This is a genomic window from Aetokthonos hydrillicola CCALA 1050 (assembly GCF_017591665.1).
Lineage (GTDB): Bacteria > Cyanobacteriota > Cyanobacteriia > Cyanobacteriales > Nostocaceae > Aetokthonos > Aetokthonos hydrillicola.
Map to the genome: position 1 here is coordinate 1 of NZ_JAAKGC010000070.1, position 21,330 is coordinate 21,330.

A 21,330-nucleotide genomic window follows, 5' to 3' on the forward strand; every position below is an offset into this window, starting at 1 on the left:
CGCGACATTGAGCGTATTAAGCGGATTTTATTTGAGAATAAGAACCGCAAATTACAATTCGTTATTTCCGGAAAAGCCCACCCAAAAGACATTCCAGGTAAAGAACTTATCCGCGAGATTAACCACTTTATCCGTGAACAAGGCTGGGAAAAGCAAATTGTGTTTGTTCCTAACTACGACATTCACATAGCCAGGTTAATGGTGGCTGGTTGCGATATTTGGTTAAACACCCCGCGTCGTCCACGGGAAGCTTCTGGTACCAGTGGTATGAAAGCAGCAATGAATGGATTGCCAAATCTCAGTGTACTAGATGGTTGGTGGGATGAAGCTAATTATGTTCGTACAGGTTGGGCGATCGGACATGGAGAAATCTATGATGATCCAACTTACCAAGATGAGATCGAGGCAAATGCTTTGTACGATCTCCTAGAAAAGGAAGTCGTACCTCTTTTCTATGATCGTGATGTGGACGGCTTACCAAGGCGCTGGATTGCCAAAATGAAGGATGCAATTCGCTTGAATTGTCCATTTTTTAATACAGCTCGGATGGTTCGAGAATACGCAGAACGGGCTTACTTCCCTGCAAGCGATCGCTACTACACTCTCAGCGAGAGCCACTACGCTCCAGCAAAAGAATTAGCTGTTTGGAAAGAAAAACTGACTACCCATTGGTACGATATCAAAGTTAAAGATGTTAATGTATCTGCTGGAACAGATATTAAAGTCAACCAAACTTTTAGTGTCACAGCTAAAGTTGATTTGGCAACTTTAACAAATAACGACGTTCAAGTCGAACTCTACCAAGGTGCAGTAGATGCTAATGGCGACATTGTCAATGGTAAATCTGTAGTGATGAACTACAAAGGAGAGGATGAACAAGCATTAAGTACTTACACAGCTAGTATTGAGTACAATACCTCTGGTTTACAAGGCTTGTCTCTGCGAGTGTTGCCAAAACACAAATATCTCTCCAGTCCCTACGAGCCTAGATGTATTGTTTGGGCGCACCAAGAGGGATGACAATGTAACCAGTTGTGTAATTCCCTAGCACCAAGTTACGTTGTTCACCCCAATACCACCAGTGTGCAGCAACATAAGCACAGATAAGACTATCTAATTTATCTTCTGCTTCTTTTAATGCTGCACCTGTGGTAGGAATTTCACAAGAAAATAAACCCCCAAGGCAAGGTTCTAGGGTAGGTAGGATTTCGGTAATGTAATTGTAAAGTTTTAGAAGTTCTAAGCGACGCTCACTGAGGCGTCCTTTTTTGTATTTGAGGATGCGTTCTAAGTTGAACAGTTGAACAATAGCAGGATGAGGAAAAACTTCTATCTGGTATCTGCCCAGTTTTTGAGGTTCAATGGTTGGTGCGTGGCTGAATCCGCGTTCTTCGAGTGCTAAACCAAAGTTTACAGTGCGATCAGCAAAGGGTAGACTGAGATTTGCTGGATAGCAACCAGCATGATATTTACCAAAGTATTTGTGGCTCAGTTTGTCAGGTAAGCGACTCCCTGTAACGTTCGGGATCAGGGTAGGTGCATCTACGGCAATGATAGCAGCTTCATCTGGTTGTACACTGGTGTCAATCCAGGCAAGGATATCTGCAATTAATTCTTTGCGATCTAGGTCAACTACTTGCAGTTGTTGATCTGCCCACTTTAAACAGCATAGTCCACTTGGTTGCGATTTCCACCCTAAGTCAATGCCAAGAAATTTCATTGTTGTTAACCTTATTGTGCAGTTATAGTGGTATAGTAAGAATTACTAGTTACACGTATAATCGCTTTCCACTCTGAATGTTAATTGATTACACACTCATTCTGGCGTTAGTGGTTTTCAATACAGGTAAGTAGGTCGGTATAAAAAAATTCTCCTTTGTTCGTAGTCGCGCTTTAGCGCACTAAAATGTAGCTACAAGCCTTTCAAGCCGTTTTACAAAACTTTACATAGTTCCTGTTATTTTTGCCTATTTACTTACCAGATATAAGACACCAGAACTTCTGTTGCTTGACTAGTAGGCTCAGACTGTACCTTCAAACAAGAATTAGCCACCGAACTACCAATATTCGCCAATATTTCTAACAACATGAGGGGTAATTTTATCCACTCTGATGACATTTAGGAAATCTGACCAACTTCATTCATAGGAACTGGTTTTAAAGATACATATTAATCCAATTACTGTTGAAAATAGATTCGTAAATACGGTTACGAACTTTGAGAAAACCGTCTTGTTTAATTACTATTCCGGACAGGATTAATTCCCTTTCTTCTAAACTATCAACTCCGAGAATTTCCTTATGGGATAAAATTTGTTGATAAAGTTCTAATAGCTTATTGACCGGTATTTCACTATTAAGAAGGCGATCCCGGATAGTTCTTAAATGCTCTGGCTCATGGGAGCATCCCAGTTTTTATTCTTCCATCAAATGTAAAAAAAGTATGAGAAAGTAAGGCAGTAACCCATGTAATCGCTTCCCTGGAGCCGTTATGACAGAAGAAGAAAACCAACTTGTAATCGAACACGCTCGTGCGATCTGCTCTTAGCAGCAGCGCTTCGCTATCGCTAAAATACTTTACAAGAAAGCTCCAGTGGAGGAACTAACAAGCTTAGGGAAGATAGAAGAAGTAGTACGCACTCAAATGCAAGAACATGTAATGCCTACTGTTGGGGTTTTTTTATCGAAAATGTCACAGGAGAAAAAACAGGACATAAACGATTCGTAAAAAGCATTATCGGAAAATTGCCAATAACGAGTTCCCAAGCACAAAAGCTGGAACTTAAACCTCATAGTCAATTAAGTCCATATCTAGAAGCCTGCTGTTTGAGAGCAAGTGCTGCGGTATCATACGAACGTGCAACAGAAGATGTGAAATATGCAACTGGAATAGAAGTCTCCAAAAGTGTACAACAGCGACTGGTACACCGTCAAAATTTTGAACTGCCACAGGTAGAATCAATGGTTGAGGAATTAAGTGTTGATGGGGGGAACATCCGCATCCGCACAGCAACCGGAAAACCATCTGAGTGGAAAGGCTATAAAGCTGTTTGTCTACATGACTTGCTGGCTATGGCAGCTTCATTTCAACAAAATGATCTTCTGATTGATTGGGTAAACCACCAAGCGTTGGCTCCAATTCTCACTTGTCTTGGGGATGGGCATGATGGAGTCTGGAACATTGTTCGCGAATTTACACCTGAAATAGAGCGACGCGAAATTCTCGATTGGTTCCACCTCATGGAAAATCTTTATAAGGTTGGTGGTTCAATGCAAAGGATCAACACTGCTAAACACCACCTGTGGCAAGGACGAGTTGATGATGCGTAGGCGTAGCCCGCCGCAGGCATCGCGTGTTTCGCTGAGTGCACACTAAAGCAAGCAGAGAACTTCTGTGCTTATCTGGAGAAACATCGACACCGTATTGTTAATTACCAGTATTATCAAGCCGAGCAAATTTGTTCTATTGGATCTGGTGCAATTGAATCTACCGTAAAACAAATTGATCGTCGAACTCAAATTTCTGGCGCACAATGGAATGTTGAGAACGTTCCTCAAGTTCTGGCTCACCGTTGTGCCTATCTTAATGGATTAATCTTTGCTCGCTAAATAAAAACTGGGATGCTCCCGGTAAAATCGTTGCAGAGTATACTAGTAGCGGGCATAGAAGATATGGTAAGTTATAATGCGTGTAATTAGCAAAAGAACGCTAAGGGAATTTTGGGAAAAACATTCCAATGCTCAATTCGGACTGTTATTATGGTATTAGCGCATATCTGATTCTAATTTTCAAAACTTGAACAACTTACGCCAAGTATTTCCTTCCGCAGATCCAGTTGGTAATTTCACGGTTTTCAATATTAGTGGCAATAATTATCGGCTTATCACATATATAGATTACGCTTACCAAATAGCATTTGTCCGCTCTGTGCTTACTCATGCGGAATATGATAAGGAGAATTGGAAAAATGACGATTGGTTTACAAAGTCCTAGCAGCTACTACATGGAGCTAATTAATAGATTTCCGCCCCGTCCAATTACTAATGAGGCTGAGTTAATTGCCACGCAGAACCGGATTAATTCTATTCTCGATAAGGAAAATATAACACAAGATGATAGAGACTATCTGAAGGTGCTGGGAACTCTCGTATATGATTACGAAGAAAAATATGAACCGATGCCTACTCTTAAAGGTACTGAATTACTGAAAGCTTTGTTAGAGGAATCAAATCTTCAACCTAAAGATTTGATTCACATATGTGGAAGCGAGTCTACTGTATTAGATATCTTGAACGGTAAACGTCAACTCACTGAAAATCAGGTTCAAGAATTGGCTGCTTTTTTCCAGATTTCGCCTCATCATTTGGTTGCTTAGTCTAATCGTCTTTAAAGAAGGAGTCAGATTTCAGAATACAGGTCAGGAGAATAACACCAACAAAAGCGTGAACACGCTTTTGTTGGTGTTACTTTAAAGACCTCTAAAGTCGTCTTTCTATATTTAATTAAGCTCCTGAGCTAAACATCTCTAGCCGGGTGGGTGAAAAATTTAAAATACATCGCCACAAAAAACTCTTTCACTGGAAACAGTAGATAAGTTAATGGATTAATTGTCACAATAATATTACGGGCATCACGTCGAGCTAGAGCCACAATCTGTCGCGCTACCCAATCACTGGACATGACTCCAATAGGATTGAGAGAACTTTTAAATGGTCCTAAAATTAGTTTTCGCACTATACATGGAGCATCCAAACGGCGTAATGTCACTAAATCTCCCAAAGTGCGTTTGGAAAGTTCGTACAGAGGGCTAAAAGCGGGGTTCACCTCTGCTTCAGATGTATTTATCCATACTTCTTTAAGAGCCATATCCTCATTGGTACGGACAGTACTCAGAAAGATCTCCATTAGCCGCCAAGCAGAAAATGTATTCACCTCATAAGATTGTGAGACGGCTTCTGAAGTTCTTTCGCCCCTCACATTAATGCCATGGTTAATTACTAAAATATCTACTTTCTTCAACTGCTCAGCTAGTTGAGCCTCACAACCAGTTTGCCAGGTAATGGTTTTTACAGCTAGAGGTTCGTCATTTATCGTCAAAGTAACCGATTCCGACTTTGAAGTCAACGCCATCACTTTTGCACCCCCTTGGTGAAGGTGTAGAAGTAGCGATCGCCCCAAGGTTCCAGAAGCTCCCGTCACTGCGACTGTCTTGCCTTTAAACGATAGCGCGGTACCCATTAGCTTATCTAACACAGTGAAAGTACTACAATAATAAGCATGATCATCATCAAAGTGATGCCGCCAGTGATAAGGTCGATTTACAAACCAATCTCCTGGAGGAGACATGAAAGCACCTGGTCTGTGAGTTGCATCTGTCGTCTTTTGAGCCCATTCGCTACCACTACCACGCGCTACACAGGATACAAGAAATACCAGTGTGTAGAGACTTCCAGATAATGTTGCCCACTTATAAACAGGTGTCCATTGACAGCTTACCCACCAGGGTACTAGAGTAAACAGCATCATTACTAAACATTCCGGCAGATCGTTACGCCACTGTGCTTGACGATAAGTTGTAGCATTTGCAAATGTGAAATCTCTGGAAAAGACACGATGATGCCACACATGCTGCCGATACAAAAATGGACTAATATGAGCTAGGACATGATATAGATCCCGTACCAATTCTACCCAGACAATAGACCCCAAGCCCCAAATAATAGCTAATATACAAAAGCTTATCATCGCCAATTCCACCTACACTCAAAAAAGTTGTATTGTATAAACAGCCAGAAGACAAAAGATCCGTATCTCCCTTACGGGACAATCTAGGATAGCATTGCTTTGGTCACATAGAATTGTACTGTAAATGTAAATAATCTCGACGCAAGGCGACAGGGCTGGTTAGGCGTTTGATTCGGCAAGGTTGGCTTGGTGCAGTACGAGTGAGGCATAATATCCATTTTGAGCAAGGAGATCCTTGTGTCTACCTTGTTCAACGATTGTTCCTCTATCAAGGACTATGATGTTATCTGCATTCTGAATAGTACTCAACCGATGAGCAATCACAATCCGAGTGCATGAGATCTTGCTCAAGTTTTGTTCGACTAAACTCTCAGTGATGCTGTCCAAATGACTTGTCGCTTCATCCATCAAGAGAATAACAGGTTTTGAAGCCAAGGCACGCGCGATCGCTAAACGTTGGCGTTGTCCCCCAGATAGTCCATTACCTCCTTCAGCAATTCTTGTTTCGTAAGCCATTGGAAATTGCATAATATCTTCATGAATAGCCGCAAGCTGTGCTGCTGCTTTTACTTGCCCAAAACCAAGACTGGGATTATTAGCAGCAATATTTTGGCGGATAGAACCGCTGAAAAGAAATGGCTCTTGGAGTACAACACCAAATTGACTCCGCAATGTACGCCAGTTTAGTGCTTGTAAGGGCATACCATCATAAAAAATTTCCCCGGCTGTTGGTACGTAAAGCCCAAGTAAAAGCTTAGCTAGTGTACTTTTTCCCGATCCAGATTTCCCAACCAAAGCGATTTTTTGCCCAGGTTCAATTGTGAGTGAGATATTATGCAAGACTGGTGGGGCATTTGGATCGTAGCGAAAACTCACCTGGTTTAATTCGATTCGACCTGTTAGTAGCGGTGCAGTTTGAACTGAAAGCAACTCTTGCTCTGGATCTGTTGTTAAAACATCGGTAAGCCGCTCAAGGTGAGCGCCCACAAGTTGTAAGCGTTGAGCATTTGATACAAGGGTTGTTAGAGGTAATAGGAATGAAGTCGCGATCGCATTTAACGCCAGCATTGTTCCCAAGCCCATCGTTCCGTCCAATACTCTTAGCGCCCCAATCCATAATAAAAATAGGGGTGAAAAAGTACGCAGGGACAACATTGCTGTGTCGATAACAGCAGCTAGATGGCTTCGCTGTAAGGAGACATTCAATTGCTTGAAAAACAGATCAGACCAGTGATCAAAAGCATGATTTTCTCCTCCAGAGGCTTTAAGAGTCATAATTCCTGTTAAGGCTTCGACTAAATAGCTGTGAGATTCTGCCTGAGCTAATACCTCGCGCTGCATTAAGTCGTGCACCCGACGATTTGTGCCAAAGACCAGTACAATCTGCAACATTCCCAAAATCAGAACCATGATGCCAAAAAAAGGCTCTTGAAGAAGCATTAAAACTAGGTACCCCAAGACAAAACCGCCATCTAGAATTATCGATAGGGTTTGGTTGGTCAGAGTTTCCCGAATCGTGGCGTTGCTTCCAAGCCGCATCAAGAGGTCACCAGTTGTTCGTTGCTCGAAAAAGCGAAAAGGGAGTGAAAGCAAATGGTCGAAGAAGCCAAGCATTATACGCGCGTCAACGCGCCCTTGCAAGTAAATTAGAAGTGCTGCCCGCAAATAAGTGGTCACCATCTGCGTTAGAACCAGGATAAGCATTCCTATACCGAGAATAGGCATTACACTAGTTATGTGAAGCGGCAAGACACGATCTATCAACACTTGGGTCAAGATCGGCAGCGCTAACCCGAAGATCTGTAACAAGAGGGAGGTGCCAAGAATTTGTAACAGTAACCCGGGTGTATGGAAAACATATTGGGCTAAACTGTTGTGCCACGATAGTTGGGCTTTTGGGCGACAGGATTGAAATTGAAGACCAGGCTCAAAAGTCAATACAACGCCTGTAAAGCCAGCATCAAATTCTTGGCTGGTCAAGCGATATCGCCCGCTAGCTGGATCGACGATCTCAACCTGCTTTGGTGACCAATGCTCTACGACGACAAAGTGATCGAAGTTCCAATGGGCGATCGCCGGTAGTTGCACATACTTAAAATCCGCAAGATCTTCTACGGAATATGCTTTCACCTGCAACCCATAAGTACGCGCAGCTCTTGCAAGAGTTTCAGCAGTAACACCGTCTCGACCAATGCCAATCAACTCTCGACATTCAGAAACTTGTGTTTGCCTGCCATAGTAGCTGAGAATCATGGCGAGACTGGCTGCACCACACTCCATTGAACTTAATTGCAGCTTGACAGGAACTCGCCGCTGATGAGCGTGCAGAGTTCCTATCCAGCGTGCAAGCGAGATTAAATGTTTAAGTCGCAAGCCCATTACCTTAAACCGTGGTTTGATTTTTTGTGTTGTCCAGAAAGTACTCATGATTCACTGTTCAAAAAAATGTCCAATCAGTGGTAAAAGAGATACAGCTCTAGCTTTACCAACTTCAACATCAGCACGACCAACACTGCCCAAGTATGTAGAACCAGTCAGCCCTGTAGATATAGGCTCCAATTGTGCAACAACTGCTGCTACTGGCTGAGTAATGTTTTGTGCTGCTCCAGAATCAAGAGCAAACTGTTTGTGAACAACATCAGGGCTACTAATCTCTGGCTTCACAAAAATGACCGAGCGTTCTAAACGATTCTCGCCCCGAGAAGCTCCGTTGACACTCATTCCGTCAAAGTGCAGAAACAATTTTTGGGCTGTTTGTAACTTTGGGAGATACTGAGGTGGGAAAAAAGCGGCGACAACAATATTTCCAGAAGTGTTTTTTTTGCTCTTCCACCGCACAACGACTGCTGAGCCAGAAGCATACACAGGTACTTTGCTGAACCAAGCAACAATACTACTTATTAAGAGCAACCCCAACAGAAACCACAGGTAAATAAACATCCGTGGAGAAACCAATCTTGGTAAAACCGACTTTTCTCTGCTTTCTACATAGCGACGAACTGCATCATCGCGAAAGATTGAGCGACGTGAGCGTTTCATGTTGCAGGTCTTGTTACTTGCAGTAATGTTTCTTCTAAGTGCTGAGATTTCACCACCTCTTCGTGGAGAGTTGGGGGTTCCAGCACTAGTACTGAGGGTACGCGTTTCGGTTCTGCCAGACGCAGCAGTCCGAAACCAATCCCTGCTAGTCCAGTCATCAGTCCAGGGGATTCCACTCTACCAGGTATTCCGCAAAGCCAACCATGCTGAGCGATACTATTGAGGATAATAGCTGCTAAGCGATCTACCTGAGAACGTAATTGCGGTTCCCCTAAAATTTCGCTTGCTTGTAACAGCAGTTCGAGATTACCGAGATCGCCATGACACAAGGAATGATTGCTACCAAATCCTTGAGACAGCGTAGTCTTGAGAGCAGTATCAATTTCTGAGCGGATCTTTGAATCATCTAAGTACGGCAAACACTGAAGGCGTGCTAATCCTATCCCAGGTGCACCGTGGCACCACGCTGTCATAAATGAAACCTGCCCTTGATTCCCTGTCCTAACCGAAGTTTCAAAATGGCGCAGATCCGGCCAATTCAATGCGGTGGGAGAAAAAAGATTCCGCTCGTAAGCGATCGCATCCATCGCTGCTGTTCGGAACTGCTCAAGCCCAGTAACTGCAGCTAATTCCAGCAGCGCCCAAGCAATACCTGCCACACCGTGAGAGAAACCTGTTAGTGGTTTTTCTGCAATACCTTTTACGAGCCATCCAATTCCGTGCTTCATCGGTTTGGCAAGAGCCTGCAGGCGATCGCCACACTTAATAGCAGCATTTAACGTTCGCTCAGATGGCTTACATCGATAGAGTGTGAGCAAACAACCGATGCAACCAGCTACACCACCAATGATGTCTAATACTTCATCTTGCTCAATTAAGGTTGGAAGAAAGTCAACAAATCCTTCTGCTTCGTTAATGAGTTCGGGTTGCTGCCATAGTTGACCCAAGTGTGTGAAAGTATAGATTAATCCTCCCCACCCATTAAAGGCACCAATTTGGGTAATGAATGAGCGATTTCTCTCTATTTGATGCCGTAACGTATTTAAGGCAGCGCGGGCTAATTTAGTGTAGCGTTCCTCTTGGGTGATTGCACCCAAATAAGCTAGAAACATTGTCACACCAGGCATTCCATCGTAGAGATCGTATCCAAGTGGGGTAAGAGACCAGTTGTGTTCATTAACCAAAGTTAAGCCAATCCAAGAAACATCCTCCTCACCCCACAAAGCTAATGCGTTCAAGCGATCGCCTACTCCTTGAGCGGTGGCTAACAATTGATCGCGATCAGCAACAATTTCCGATTCAATCAGTGGGTAAGTAGAATTTCCCTTTTGTCCTATTGTACTAAGATAAAGCGATGTGAGAGACGCACGAATAATCCAAAGTTGCCGCTTTAAATCATCTTCGCTAAGCTGTTGCACCCGATGTTGCACAGAAATCAAGCTGGGTCGACCTTGAAAATCGACAATCTGCTGACCAGAGCTTGTCCAGAGATCGTTTGATTCAGGGTAAGTTGTAAATATGGGGATATCGCCTTTGAGCAAGTCTTCACGCTCACTAGGGATTAATTGCACTAGGTCAGGAAAATGCTCAACTCCTAGCCATAGCCGATCCAATAAGCGATCGCGATCAAGGGCGTTACGCAGCACATCGGGATGAAAACTCTCGCTCTCGCACATAGCATAGGTACGGGTCGCTCGAATAATGACTCGCACGGTGTCCTTAGCAAAGTTAGCTAGTAATCCATTCTCAGCCAACAACTCATCCCGATGCTGTAATAGCAGGTGATATAAGCTGGTAAATCCGTTGGCGATCGCTTCAGTGTAATCTACCACGTTAACTTTTTCGCCGTTAAAAGTTGGGTAATTCTGCGCTCCTGGCATTTCTACGCGCTTGCGAGTAAGTTTCATTTCATCTGTTCCCACTCCTTCCCAACGCGGTACTTCGTGAGGACTCAATTGCCCGTCTGTTGCTCCCAAACCGCTAATGTCAACCCCTGGAAATGCATCGTTTGACCATATCCGGTGAGGAAGCAAACCAGTGCCATATACTGAGTAATTAAGCATACTATTGGCAAGCTGGTCTGCTTGTTTGAGATCTATGCAGTCAACGCGAGGGTGAAACAGTGCTTCTAAGTCAAGCAAAATTGGGTGTTCCCCTGATGCAATTAGATTCTCGAGGTGGAAATCAACTGCTTCCAAAGCATACAAAATTGCTAAATATCCTCCCTGGCGCTGATAAAATCGCTGAATTTCTACTTTAGAAGTGCAGGTTTGAGCTTCTACAAATTCAACCCATCCATAAGTACCGCGATCCAGAATATTTAACGTCCGGAATGGGGGGTGTTCTCCTCTTTCATTAATCCAGTGTAATAATTGCTGGAAATGAATATCAAGGGACATGGAGCGCGGCTTATAAACTATTTGAAAGTCGCAACTAAATTTGGCAATGACAACACTACGTCCATCTCGATGGCTGTCCCCTACATTCCCACTTATTTCTGTTAATACACCCGGATCCTTGTCAGGCGTGAATTTTGTTCGGATTTTCCCCCAATCGCTACACAGACGTTGAAGAAACTCCAAACTAACATCAACCCAACGCTTAATACAGATAGTAAGTTGCCTGGCTAGAACAGGATACTCTTGTAAAATACTTAACGCCACATCGGGTTGACGTAGACGCACAACAAAACTTTGAAATCTTTCTTGTGGTGTGTTACCTTGCAATAACCCTTGCAGACGGGCTACGTTTAATTCCAATACTAATGTGGGGCTTAACATCATTAGTAGACGCTTTGGCAAATTAATAAATAAAAGGTCTTCTATAGTGTCAGGATTGAATGGTAAATCCGAATATGTTTTGATTAATGCTTGGATATTTTTATGTAGGCGATCGCGCCCTTGATTAATCAGTGGTTCAATTATTTCTAAAAAACCAATTGTCTCTATATCTTTGAGTGCTTCTGGAAAAGTCATTGGTTCAGAAGCAGGAACGCGAGAAAAGGCTTGTGCTAACTCTGTTAACCAAGCTGGGGGGTTCAAGTAGCGATCGCTAACAGCTTCAATTGGTTCACCAAGAATACGAAGAAATTCCTCTTCACTAATGTTTTCTGTAGCAAGACGTTGTGTAAAGTATGAATCCTTGTCAAAAGGAGGCTGTGATTTCCAGCGGTTAGCATGACGCAGAGCAATATCAGAATTAAATCCTATCTTTAGTGATTTGTTGTGGCTAGACTTTAATGATGCAATACGTTCAGTAAGCGTAAGAGCTCGGTACCAATCTGGATTTTGAAAATTTGACGGCTCCATAAAATATCCCATAGCAAACTGCTATAACTTTATAATTTTGAAGTTATTTGGGCGATGGGTAGTTCCATGTCTACCCATCGTTACTAATCAATCAAAAATGATAATTTGTTAGATTTGAATCATCATTTACAAAAACGGCGAACAGTTTCGCACTGAGACAGCGTATCACGAACGCCTCCAGCAGCAGCTCCTAGTTCTCTATCTGTTAGCTCAACTAAACCAGATGGATGTTCTGGGAGCAGGGAGCGCTCTTTGTTACTTAGGCTATTACGAAACTCTTCATCTTTCCAGGCACGGATAATATTTTCGTGAGACATAATTTTCTCCTATTATTGTTAGTTTTTTTGTGAAAGAGATTAATTAATAAGTAATCTCTTCATTCTGTTATAAGTTGTATTTTTAGAAAAAAAGCTACACTTTTGAGTAGTTTTACTATTCTTTCTTAACTCTAAATCTACTTAATCATCTGAGCATAGCGGTTTTATTTACAGCTCATACAGTATGCACATGGTAGCAGACCGCATAAATAAAAAAATATTTTAGGTATTTTGCCTCTATATCTAGAATGCACTACATAAATTGCTGCGAAACCTACTAACAAGAAATGACGAATGAGGTATGTTAGCCCACTCGTCATTATTGCAATCTATAAGCAACGTCGTCAGTTTTTCTCAAGTGCTGTACTACTGCTTTGCAGGACAATTAATAGGAAGAGTACAAGCAATAATGCCAGAGTTGCAAGTTCCCTCTCCGCCATAAGTAGAGTTTCTTCCCCCAATAGCATTTCGTAATTGAGAATCTGTTAGTTCAAGCATCCCTACTGGGTTTGCTGGTAGTTGTGACCGTTCGTCTTCGGTGAGACTTTGTCGATAGTTTTCGTCCTTCCAAGCACGAATGATTTTATCGTGGGACATAAAATCTCCTTATTTTTTTGTTAGATTCAGTCAATAATTCTACTGGTTTACAGCGCTTTGCCATTTCAGTGAGGTAGGGATGTAGGAGCGAATAGCGTAACTCTACGAAAGGCTCTTACACTGTCTGTTTACCTCATTTATCTAAAAGCTGCTGTAAGTAATTTTGTTATTTTATTCTAATTTAGAATAATAGAGAATACACTACACTTTTGAGTAGTCTTATTATTTCTATTTTTCTCATAATCTATCTATTTTATTCTTTTATGAATGTTCTTCAATAAACATTTATTAAAGAACAGATTTTGAGAATGCAATACGTTAATCAAATTCGCTCACTTTATACAAAGTAATACTTTGATCAATTGGCTAATTTACCAATATTTCGGGTATCTACTTTCGCGAGTGATATTATTATATAGAAGTGCAACAAAGATTAAAACTATTGCCCCAAAAACAGTAGGAAATAATAAAAAACTCCAGGCTGGTTTGGTAAGGTAGATAATGACTGGATTGGAGCCTGCTGGTGGGTGAGTTGTTCGGGTAAACATCATCACAGAAATGGCAGTACCAACAGCTATGGCAACTGACCACCATGTTGCCCCAAAGAGCGCCAAACATATTAAACCAATAAAGGAACTGAAAAAATGACCTCCAAGCACATTTCGTGGTTGTGAAAAGGGTACATCTGGAAATCCAAATACCAAAACACAGGAAGCTCCAAAAGAGCCTAGTACAAGTGCCACAGAAAATGTATTGGAGAGAAGCGCAACTGCACTTATTGCTAGAAATCCTCCTAACCAAGCCAGCGTTATTGCTCTAGCCGAATGCTTAGGAGGTAATTGAGTATTATCCCCTTTTAGCTTCTCAAAGAAATTTATCCAAGACTTTAGTTTTCTTGTACTACCAATCTTCTTGCTCAATTGCTTAATCATGCATATTCACCTGTAATTGTTGGCTTTATACAGACCAGTCTGTTTACAAGAAAATGATAGTTTATATAGACAAGTCTGTCCAGAAAATGACTGAAAATTTAGCTAACAGTTATCAAGGTGTGCGGTGCGGTCTTAATTGATAACCGCTGCTCGTAGTGATAACCGTTAACAAGCTTGATGTTGGTAACCGCTTCTGTTTCTAATAAGTCCTTGCGAACCTTGCCTGTCGATGTCTTGGGCAAGTTGGTAAAGAAAAACACTTGGGGTTGCTTGTAGGAGGCAAGTTGAGACCCACAAAAATATCGCAAATCTTCTTCGGTAAGGGCTTGAGAGTCCTTTACCTCAACAAAAGCCACTAGCTGAGTGCAGTTTTTTCCTAGCTCTTCAGGTGAGATACCAATAACTGCAGCTTCTCGCACCTGTTCGTGTTGACACAGTACATTCTCGATCTCGATAGAGGAAATGTTCTCCCAACCATAGTCGGTTTCAACGTAGATTAAGTCCTTCAAGCGATCGCGAATTTCCAGGTAGCCATCTAGATGGATAACTGCCATGTCGCCAGTGTGGAACCACCCATCCCTAAAAGCTTTTTTAGTAGCTTCTGGATTGTTGTAGTAACCTGTCGCTACTGTATTGCCTGCTACGATCACCTCCCCCAAGGTACGACCGTCCCAAACAACATCCTGTTTTGAGCCATCCACTACCCGTAACCCTGTTCCAGCATGAATAGTTGCTACCCCTTGACGGGCAAGTTTGAGGGCGCGGTTCTTGGGGGGTAATGTTTGCCATTCTTCTTGCTCCTCGCAGACAACATAGGGGCCATAGGTTTCATTCAACCCATATTGGTGAATGAAGTTAACCCCCATCTGATCTAATTTCTGGATCAGCGTGGGTGTAGGAGCTGCTCCCCCTGTGGTAATCGTCAGCCCCTGAAACCCTTCTTTGTCGCCTGGAGTTTCGGCAAGCGATCGCACGAGTCGGGGAGCACCACACAGGTGGGTAATCTGGTATTGAGAGAGTGCCTGGATTAGCTCCCAACAGCTGTCTCGAATTTCGTGACCAGGTAACAAGACTTGGGTGGCTCCCACAGCAATATTTGCCCAAATATGTCCCCACCCATTAACATGAAACATCGGGAGCAGCCACAGATATTTAGAAGCTCGGTTGAGTCCAATCATAAGTGCCTGTCCGAGTGCATTTAGGTAAGCGCCTCGATGATTGCACATCACCCCTTTTGGACGACCAGTGGTACCAGAAGTAAAGTTGATGGCGAGGGGATCCAGTTCGCTAACAACAGTTTGATCAAGCATAAAATCTCCATCTTCACCTGCCAGACAGGTTTCGTAGTCGAGAACTCCAGAATAAATTGGGTTCACAGCACCATCAATAACGATAACTTGTTGCAAGTGGGAAAGGTTAACCTGAGGGTTAAGGAGGATTTTCTCACTTAAGGAAGCATCCACAATCAAGACTTTTGCTTGGCAATAGTCTAGCAGAGATAAGAGATCCTGCTGTGCCAACCAAGGATTGAGCATGACGATCATGGCACCGATGGCTGGAATGCTGAAGTGAGTTTCGATGATTTGGCGGTTGTTCTCTGATAGGACAGCAACGCGATCGCCGTAGCCCACCTGGAGCCGCTTCAATAGTTGTGCTAAACAGCGAGATCTATGCAATAGCTCGGCGTAAGTCACTATTCCATCAGGGTAGATAATAGCGCTTCGTTGAGGAAATGCCCGACCACTGCGCTCTAAGAAAGTGGTTGGACTCAATGGTACATAGGAATGCATGGGTTTTACCCTATTAATATAAAACGATATAGTACGCGGTTAAAATGTCATAATTCATCATTGAAGATGTTAGTACTCTGACCACACCGATCAGAGTACTTTGCACATGGCTATCGTTAAACAGGCTGAACGTCTTCGTTACCTGAAGCAAACTCATTCCATAAATCAGGTCTCTGCTTGACCTTAATATAACGCGTAGCCAGGATAGTGCATCCATTGATGGATGCCATTGTATGAAAGGTGCCTGGTGAGCGAAGTATTAATGATCCCGGCAAGAAGGTAACTCCATTCTCAATATAATCCCCAGTTAACACTAGAACCATTTCATATCCTATGTGTTCATGCAAGGCAACAAACGCCCCAGGCTCATATTTAAGAATTGCAGCATCGGGACCTTGAGGATCTTGGTCTACTAGACTAAAGATTGTGTGAATCTCAACACCTTTTCTGACATCTAGTTGATATGGTACGAACTCAAGATCAGTAGGTAAAGAAACATTTTCCATACCTGACAATTTAAATACCCTGTCATTGATGGAATAGTATGGAAATGGTTCAAACTTTACTTGACCATTGCTCATCAATTGACGGCTTGCTGGAATAAGACCGTCACTTTTCTTTTTGCCGTTGTATCCCGATGAGGATATTTTTGATATTTGGCTATTCTCTAACATTTACTTCTCCATATTTATGCTGATTTAATTTTTCTTTTTTTCTGAGTAAGACCGTTATAACCCCAGCTTTTTTCGTCGATTTCTTGAATCGAAATATAATTGGGATAGAGTGCATTATCAAGAGATTCTGTCAGCAATCTCCAGGCTTCTGCTATCCACTCAGCTTTTTCTTCATCGGTATTTGTTCCTTTTGTTACAATAATGCTCAACTCAAAAATTGCTACATCATCTCTTTTAAGATCACCGCCTACAAACCATTGCGCTTGCTGAGTAGAAGTTTCAAAACGAATAACTATTAAGTTTTTATTTTTCCGAAGAATCCTCTCTGTTACCAGAGATAAACTTTCAGCAAGGCTTCTCGTGATCTTCTCCGAAAAGATTTTATTAGCCCTTAGTGTTATTAGCGGCATAGCTTGTATTCCTTTTTATTTACTTAGGTACTGTCACCAATGCTTAAGTTTTAATGGCAAAGACATAGACCTCGGCTTTGATAATTTCGACCGCGACACAAAGCATTTAGGTGACAGAGAATCATTTGTTGATTTAGTTGCGGCGTTCCAGAATGCCGTTGAGAATACCGTCATAGACTCCGGCTCTGGCTTCGAGCATCCGCATTGCACTAGAGAATACCTTTCGCAAATCTTCAATGGTATGCATGTAAGGCATTCCCGCAGCAAACCATCCCTCCCCGTGATCTTCATCGAGTTCGCAGTGAACGACAAAGAATTTCACCATGTCTTCACTCAAGCCGCGACGTCGTAGGTGTGCAAGTATTCGGCGTTGTTGTAGGGGAATTGCCAATTCTAAAGCTCCCATTCCACCAATACCATAATGCAGTCCATCAGCAAACCAGCAGAGATTAATTTTGGTGTTGAGCAGGTGACAAGTTTCTGGATTGATATCCTCTTCCCGCGCTCCGCCAAAGTAATCCATTAGAGGTTCAAATAAATTGGGATGAGCCTGGGTAAAATCACCTTGACCAAACTCGTCATAGAGATTGTCATAAAGTTCTTCGCGCATCTCAAAGGGTACAATTAAGCTGAAGGCAGCAACGTGCAGGTGAAAGCGTTGCATGTTGACTCGGTAGTTGGCAAGGAAGTAGCGGATTTCTTCATTGCTCAAATCATCATGATCAAACAGGTTAAATAATGGATGATGGTTGACACGATGCTGGCTAATACGTTCTTTGAGCCATGGCATAAAAGCTTCAACAGTTATGATTTCTGTAGGAAGTTCTTCCTGAGGTAGATACTGCTGCTCAATCTGTTCAATCAGGTGGCGAAGTTCCCATTCTCTAAGGAAGCGGGAAGTTCCTAACCCAAACCCCTCTCGTATTAAGCGCAAGTTCATGTCAAATAAAAGAAACTGAATCTTTCGCCAAGCAAGACTTCCTTTATTTTCAAAGGCTTCAAATGCGAGTTTTTCAACTTGCTCGATAGGGTCTACATATTGTTGAAAATACTGCTTAAGAGCTTGCCATGACTTGGTCGGTGATGAATCAGATTTTACTGACATTCTTTGAGGATAATTCAATTTCAGATTCATAATTACATTTTCCTTTCTGTATTTAAATAGTGCTGGAAAACCTAGTGGTTTAAATTAGCTTACTTCTTATGTTTTATCCATTAGTTGCTAGCATTTAAACCACACAATAGAGTAGTAATTTTGTTATTTTTTTATCTCAAAAGAGATTTTGTTTTTTCCTAAAAAATCACGTTTTTTTGCATAAATATTTTTCACATGAAACTTCACAGTGTTCAAACTAATTTGCAGCAGATTTGCAATTTCTTGATAGGTATATGCTTGTGATAAGAAATTCAATATCTCCGTTTCACGCTCAGTCAAATCGTATTTTTTCTGCTCTATCCAGAGTTCTTCTTGCAAGCTTGCACTGCGGTCTTCCAGGAAAAACAATACCCATCGCCGATTTTCAGGCACTGCGCTAAATTCATCGTCAACTTCAAGATTTAAGTTGCAGGCGCGAATACGAATAGTTCGCTCCTCAGCAACTTTGTACTCCATTATGAAAATTTTATCTTCAGAATTGAGATTTTTCGTTAATCGATAATATATATCAGAAATGACGGGAGGTAGAGTGTGTGAGTGATAATTAGTTTGCCGGAGTTGTTGAGAAATTTCTCTAGCTTTTGAGTTTAGGTAAACGGGTTGTAAATTTTGAGAAACTAACATCACCCCTTCCTTAATCAACTCAATCAACATGCTTGGAGGTTTGTTGATATTAGAGATAAAATTTATGTAGTCTGGCTTTATTGTGTTTATCATTGCTATGTTAGTAAGAATAAGAGCTTTGTATTCAATCTCGTCGGAGTGAGATCCACATCAAACGAGATTGATTCTGATTTCTGACTCCTGCTTTATGGGACAATGATTGTGAAGGCAATTCCGTCTGCCTGTACAAACTTGTTACCGCTGGCATCGCTGGTATTGTTAAATCGGAATGTCGCGACAGCGATGTTACCGTTTGGGCAGCCGGAACCATTAGATCGGTACTGAACTAAATTGTCATTAGCCAAAGACTTTGACTGCTCAACTGATACAATCGGCACAATATTATTGACGTTGATGCCTGAACTGGGTCGAATACAGAAAAGACCAGTTGCAGGACTAGTAAAAGACGCTACACCTTTGCTACGAACTACGGTGCCTCCACCAAGATTACCATCTATGAAAGCAGCAAGACGAACTCCAGGAGCATCAGCCCCGCCGATAGCATTTTGAGTCACTCCACTGGTATCTTCGGCATCATTTGGAGTAGTAAACCTTTGGGCGCTTGCAGAGTTGAAGGAACAAAGTGTACCAGCAAGCACGGAAGCTAGAGCGATCGCCATAAATTTTTTGTTCATTTTTTTACCTATTTTGTGATTAGTTTGTCTGTTAAGTAGTAAGTCATAAGTTTGAGACTCACTTTGCTATTGATTACATTAGGAAGAGTGTTGAAGAAATATGAGGTGGTTATGTATTTTCTTGGAATTTTTCTGCTTAAAGTGACTAAACATCTTACTACGTCAAGTTAAAAACCCCCTCATAACAAGATTTAGAAAAAAACCTCATAAAAGGTCATAAATAGTACTAATAAGTAAGTAAATAGTAAACCTTGATTACCATCGAACCACTTTGGCTAACGAGTTCCAGTACGATCTAGAAGAATATAGATGACAAGATCTCAGACGATGTTGCATATGTCCCTAAACATGAATCTAAACATCAAACCTGTAGAGTGCTTATGTAGAAATATTCCCCTTTAGCCTGCACACACAAATAAGAGGTTACGATGTATACCAGTGTACCCAGACTACCCAACCGTCAAAACCTAGTTGATAAATTTTCTATGTATATGACTGTAGAAAGTGATCAGGGTCGCTTAACAATTAAATGGAAATTTGAACCGCACTTGCAACGTAATATAGAGTTATACAAAAATCAACATGAAAAGTTTGCATCATTATTAAGTCAGCACGATTATGTTTCCTTAGTACAGTTCTGGATAGATATGGCTCTCAATGACCTACCAAAAAAGGAAGAATGGGAACCAAATAACCGAGTACAAAAAGCATGGGAACACTTAGCAGTTTACTGTGAAGAAAGTTGCTATTGGTCTGCTGTTCAAGTCGCGAAAGATGACGGAGCTAAATCTTGGGAAGAATATATATTTTATTCTAGATGTTTAATTTATGACACTCTCAAATTTAGACAAATATTAACTAAATATAACTCAGATAATTATTCTTTTGACACTTATATTTCAAACATTTTGATAAACACTATAAAAAATGAGGCGTATGTTGCTAAATTCTCTAGATGGCGATTGTTACATCAAAAAAGCAATAAAGAACTGAAAGAAGCGCTTGTGAGAGCAGGAGTGTATGAACCTGAAGTTTCTAGATTTCTCTTTGCTCGAAAATATTTTCAACAAGTTTATCAGATGAACAAAGTTCAAAATAGAACTAAAAGAACGGGAGAAAAGTGGCCTAAACCTGATAGCGGAGATTTTGCTTTAACAGCTGAATACTACAACGCTCAAATGTTGTTACCTGGTGTACCTCATGAAGTTTCTACTGGTGCAAAAATAACAGGCAAGCAACTACAAGATTGGATGGAAATTTGTATTACTGCCTTACACAATTACCCCAAATCAATTACGCCACAGTTTTCTCTTGATGCACTTCGAGAAAAAGGCTATGAAGCTGAGTTTGAAGATACTCCAGAAATTTTAGAACATAGTCAAGTAAATGATTCTGTCGAAAATCAGGGAAGAACAGTAAAGCAATCTGAGTTAGCTTTGCAAGAGCAGTTGCTTTCTTTGAAACGGGAGCAGCAGGAAATACTACTCCTTTATTATGGAATTGGATTGAATCAAAAACAGATAGCAGAGAGACTTGAAGTTACTCAGGGTGCAATTGCACGTCGCTTACAAACAATTGAAATTAAACTCCTGAAAACTCTATGTCAATTAAGTAAACCTCCTGAATGGGTGAACCAATATGTTACAGGATGGCTAGTTGGTAACTACCAAGCTCCCCTAAAATCAGATTTGATTCATGTTGCTTTGGTTCAGGCAATAAAGAAACTTGAACCACAAGAACAAGAGGTATTACGGCTTACCTATGGACAAAAACTGGATGAACAAATAATTGCCAATCAGCTCGGTATTAGTCAACCGGAACTGGGGGAGATACTTCTAAGAAATAAATCTAAATTAGAAGCTGCTTTAATCCAAGAGATTGACCGGATGATCAATGAATATTTACAATTATGGTTGCAAAAAGTATTGAAAAGTGTAGTGAGATCAGCTTCTCCTAAATTAGGAGTTTCAAAAATAGAAATTTTCCGAACTAAAGCTGTCTCTTTAGAAGTCATTAATGCTCTGTTAGAAGAATCGTTAAAAATATTGTATTCCTTAAAATAA

The 21,330-nt window shown here is 41.4% G+C and carries 18 protein-coding genes and 1 pseudogene; 5 read left to right on the forward strand and 14 right to left on the reverse strand.

The window, feature by feature from the left end:
* The coding region (gene glgP, locus G4P69_RS26465; RefSeq protein ID WP_208352314.1) for an alpha-glucan family phosphorylase at positions 1–1,020 on the forward strand (1,020 nt) is incomplete at its 5' end.
* Here glgP and G4P69_RS26470 read toward each other — a convergent pair.
* The gene (locus G4P69_RS26470; protein WP_208344185.1) at positions 986–1,720 is read right to left on the reverse strand and encodes a DUF429 domain-containing protein; all 735 of its coding nucleotides are present in this window, start codon (positions 1,718–1,720) and stop codon (positions 986–988) included. The two genes, glgP and G4P69_RS26470, sit on opposite strands and share 35 nt — an antisense overlap.
* Before the next feature lie 843 nt (positions 1,721–2,563).
* Between G4P69_RS26470 and G4P69_RS26475 the strand changes: the two are divergent.
* The 3 genes and pseudogenes from G4P69_RS26475 (at position 2,564) to G4P69_RS26485 (ending at position 4,376) form a co-directional block, all read left to right on the forward strand.
* Positions 2,564–3,609 (forward strand): annotated as a pseudogene (locus tag G4P69_RS26475) (ISKra4 family transposase).
* A 163-nt stretch (positions 3,610–3,772) separates the two neighbouring features.
* Positions 3,773–3,994: a type II toxin-antitoxin system HigB family toxin gene (locus G4P69_RS39525; RefSeq protein WP_390693146.1), complete on the forward strand. Its 222-nt coding sequence runs from the start codon at positions 3,773–3,775 to the stop codon at positions 3,992–3,994.
* Positions 3,969–4,376: a helix-turn-helix domain-containing protein gene (locus G4P69_RS26485; RefSeq protein ID WP_208344628.1), complete on the forward strand. Its 408-nt coding sequence runs from the start codon at positions 3,969–3,971 to the stop codon at positions 4,374–4,376. Before G4P69_RS39525 ends, G4P69_RS26485 begins: the two co-directional genes overlap by 26 nt.
* 140 nt (positions 4,377–4,516) lie before the next feature.
* Here the strand turns inward: G4P69_RS26485 and G4P69_RS26490 are convergent, their stop codons facing one another.
* From G4P69_RS26490 to G4P69_RS26550, 13 genes are all read right to left on the reverse strand, one after another.
* Positions 4,517–5,746 carry a bifunctional sterol desaturase/short chain dehydrogenase gene (locus G4P69_RS26490; RefSeq protein ID WP_208344627.1) on the reverse strand — a complete coding sequence of 410 codons (1,230 nt, stop codon included), beginning with the start codon at positions 5,744–5,746 and terminating at the stop codon, positions 4,517–4,519.
* Positions 5,747–5,905: 159 nt separating this feature from the next.
* Entirely contained in the window at positions 5,906–8,173 is a 2,268-nt protein-coding gene (locus tag G4P69_RS26495) for a peptidase domain-containing ABC transporter (RefSeq protein WP_208344626.1), read from the reverse strand.
* 3 nt (positions 8,174–8,176) lie between these two features.
* Positions 8,177–8,785, reverse strand: a complete 609-nt coding sequence (locus tag G4P69_RS26500) for a hypothetical protein (protein ID WP_208344625.1) — start codon at positions 8,783–8,785, stop codon at positions 8,177–8,179.
* A complete protein-coding gene (locus tag G4P69_RS26505; protein WP_208344624.1) occupies positions 8,782–12,093 on the reverse strand; it encodes a type 2 lanthipeptide synthetase LanM family protein in 3,312 nt (1,103 codons plus the stop codon). Before G4P69_RS26505 ends, G4P69_RS26500 begins: the two co-directional genes overlap by 4 nt.
* Positions 12,094–12,215: 122 nt before the next feature.
* Entirely contained in the window at positions 12,216–12,410 is a 195-nt protein-coding gene (locus G4P69_RS26510; protein WP_208352317.1) for a mersacidin/lichenicidin family type 2 lantibiotic, read from the reverse strand.
* 366 nt (positions 12,411–12,776) lie between these two features.
* The gene (locus G4P69_RS26515) at positions 12,777–13,007 is read right to left on the reverse strand and encodes a mersacidin/lichenicidin family type 2 lantibiotic (protein ID WP_208344623.1); all 231 of its coding nucleotides are present in this window, start codon (positions 13,005–13,007) and stop codon (positions 12,777–12,779) included.
* A 371-nt stretch (positions 13,008–13,378) separates the two neighbouring features.
* A complete protein-coding gene (locus G4P69_RS26520) occupies positions 13,379–13,939 on the reverse strand; it encodes an HPP family protein (RefSeq protein WP_208344622.1) in 561 nt (186 codons plus the stop codon).
* Positions 13,940–14,037: 98 nt separating this feature from the next.
* Positions 14,038–15,729, reverse strand: a complete 1,692-nt coding sequence (locus G4P69_RS26525; protein ID WP_208352319.1) for an AMP-binding protein — start codon at positions 15,727–15,729, stop codon at positions 14,038–14,040.
* A 116-nt stretch (positions 15,730–15,845) separates the two neighbouring features.
* Positions 15,846–16,403 carry a cupin domain-containing protein gene (locus G4P69_RS26530; protein ID WP_208352321.1) on the reverse strand — a complete coding sequence of 186 codons (558 nt, stop codon included), beginning with the start codon at positions 16,401–16,403 and terminating at the stop codon, positions 15,846–15,848.
* A 14-nt stretch (positions 16,404–16,417) separates the two neighbouring features.
* Positions 16,418–16,813 carry a hypothetical protein gene (locus G4P69_RS26535; RefSeq protein WP_208352323.1) on the reverse strand — a complete coding sequence of 132 codons (396 nt, stop codon included), beginning with the start codon at positions 16,811–16,813 and terminating at the stop codon, positions 16,418–16,420.
* Between the two features lie 133 nt (positions 16,814–16,946).
* Positions 16,947–17,948: an iron-containing redox enzyme family protein gene (locus G4P69_RS26540; RefSeq protein ID WP_208352325.1), complete on the reverse strand. Its 1,002-nt coding sequence runs from the start codon at positions 17,946–17,948 to the stop codon at positions 16,947–16,949.
* Positions 17,949–18,071: 123 nt separating this feature from the next.
* Entirely contained in the window at positions 18,072–18,686 is a 615-nt protein-coding gene (locus G4P69_RS26545) for a helix-turn-helix transcriptional regulator (protein WP_208352327.1), read from the reverse strand.
* 92 nt (positions 18,687–18,778) lie between these two features.
* A complete protein-coding gene (locus tag G4P69_RS26550) occupies positions 18,779–19,267 on the reverse strand; it encodes a hypothetical protein (RefSeq protein WP_208352330.1) in 489 nt (162 codons plus the stop codon).
* A 428-nt stretch (positions 19,268–19,695) separates the two neighbouring features.
* Here G4P69_RS26550 and G4P69_RS26555 point away from each other — a divergent pair, with 428 nt between their 5' ends.
* Entirely contained in the window at positions 19,696–21,330 is a 1,635-nt protein-coding gene (locus tag G4P69_RS26555; protein WP_208352333.1) for a sigma-70 family RNA polymerase sigma factor, read from the forward strand.